Annotated in this window: 3 protein-coding genes and 1 pseudogene; all 4 read right to left on the reverse strand. The window is 50.0% G+C overall.

Features of this window, described 5'->3' with window-relative positions; genetic code table 11:
- The coding region (locus BBW68_RS16575; RefSeq protein ID WP_148127558.1) for a helix-turn-helix domain-containing protein at positions 1 to 199 on the reverse strand (199 nt) is incomplete at its 3' end.
- Positions 196 to 330: a hypothetical protein gene (locus BBW68_RS20210; RefSeq protein WP_276325386.1), complete on the reverse strand. Its 135-nt coding sequence runs from the start codon at positions 328 to 330 to the stop codon at positions 196 to 198. The genes BBW68_RS16575 and BBW68_RS20210, both read right to left, overlap by 4 nt.
- Positions 331 to 743: 413 nt before the next feature.
- The gene (locus BBW68_RS09850) at positions 744 to 1,187 is read right to left on the reverse strand and encodes a flavodoxin (RefSeq protein WP_070135225.1); all 444 of its coding nucleotides are present in this window, start codon (positions 1,185 to 1,187) and stop codon (positions 744 to 746) included.
- A gap of 2 nt (positions 1,188 to 1,189) precedes the next feature.
- A pseudogene (locus BBW68_RS19805) lies at positions 1,190 to 1,406 on the reverse strand (hypothetical protein); the annotation flags it as partial.

The raw sequence follows: 1,406 nt of genomic DNA on the forward strand, positions 1-1,406 counted from the left end.
GGATATAGGGCTTGAACGGGTCAAGCTTGCAGGGTCTGGGTGCGCGAGGCTTGTAGCGGATATCCGCTACGGGCAGCGGGCTACGGATATATCTGCGAACGGTCTCACGAGAGCATGAAAGCTGGCGCGCGATGGCGCGTATCGACATGCCCTGACGGTGTAAAACACTCATCTCCACTCTGGTCTCCAATGTCATCATTGGCAGTGCCTTAAAACTGCCATTTTTACCCTGGGTGGGTCAGATTTACATCGGTAGCGACAGGTATAGCGGTGGTCGACAACTAACTTCGCCGCTTCGAGCTTAAATTCCGGCGTGAAATGTTTAGCCATTGGGTCACCTGTGGTGTTGGGAAGGTGAGAATATCACCTTCCGATCAGGTGGCCAGTATCAGTGTGCCACTACAATTTATCATGGCCGTTTATAGTACCGAAGTCTCTCCCTTTATTTTTACTGAAGAGCAGACAGAAACCATAAATACCGGCTTTGACATGCCGGGAAAGCCCTTATAGTACAATAATTTCCGATATCCAAACTGACCCCAAACCGGACGGAAGTGGAGTTAGCCACGCTGGACTGGGTGGACTGGTACAACAACAGAAGACTACTCGGGCGGCTGGGTTACATCCCTCTTCTGAAGCTGAACTATTACGCTTCGCAATTAGCATCAGAGGAAGCGGCGTAGTATTGCCGAAATTACTCTCTAATAAACTCGGGGCTATTCAATCTAGGACAGTCCCTTTTTTTAATCAAGCTGCAACGCCCACTGCTCGGCCCAGGGGGTAAAGTCCCTTTCGAGGTACGGACTTTCGCTGGCGTCAATCATCAGTACATCGCCAACGCGCGTGCCGCCCAGCTCCTGCAACAATACATCAAATTTCAAACCGCCGCCGCAGAAGTTGGCGTAGGTGCTATCGCCAAGCGCGATCATTCCATACCGTAAATCCGACTGATACATATCTTTTATGCCTTCGTACAAGGGCACAATACTGTCCGGTAAATCCCCCTGCCCGGTGGTCGATGTCACTACCAGCGCGTATTTCACGGAATATGACTCCCAGTCTTTGACTTCTGGTTTTTCAAAGACTTTCGTCTGATGTCCCAGACTGTTCAAAATAGCCTGCGCTTCTTCGGCGACCAAGATTGCATTTCCATGCATCGTGCCGACAAAAATTCCGACTTCTGCCATGACTATTTTCCTGAATTGACCTGTATGATCTCATCCTGCCCGCAGTCGTTGGCAAATTCAACCCTTTCTTTTAGCGGGTGCAGGGCTTTGTTGAATAAATCAAACTTTTTAGATGATTGGCGGCTCTGATCGGCTTTGTTGAATAAATCAGAGTTAGCCGACAAGATGCCTCCCGCTGCTACACCTTGTGCGGCATACCCAACGCCCCATTCCCACTCG

Source organism: Candidatus Erwinia dacicola (genome assembly GCF_001756855.1).
Lineage (GTDB): Bacteria > Pseudomonadota > Gammaproteobacteria > Enterobacterales > Enterobacteriaceae > Erwinia > Erwinia dacicola.

Bases quoted from the DNA above. Each gene is read 5' to 3' on its own strand.
- BBW68_RS20210 (WP_276325386.1), bottom strand. From the start codon at position 330: ATGGCTAAACATTTCACGCCGGAATTTAAGCTCGAAGCGGCGAAGTTA.
- BBW68_RS09850 (WP_070135225.1), bottom strand. From the start codon at position 1,187: ATGGCAGAAGTCGGAATTTTTGTCGGCACGATGCATGGAAATGCAATC.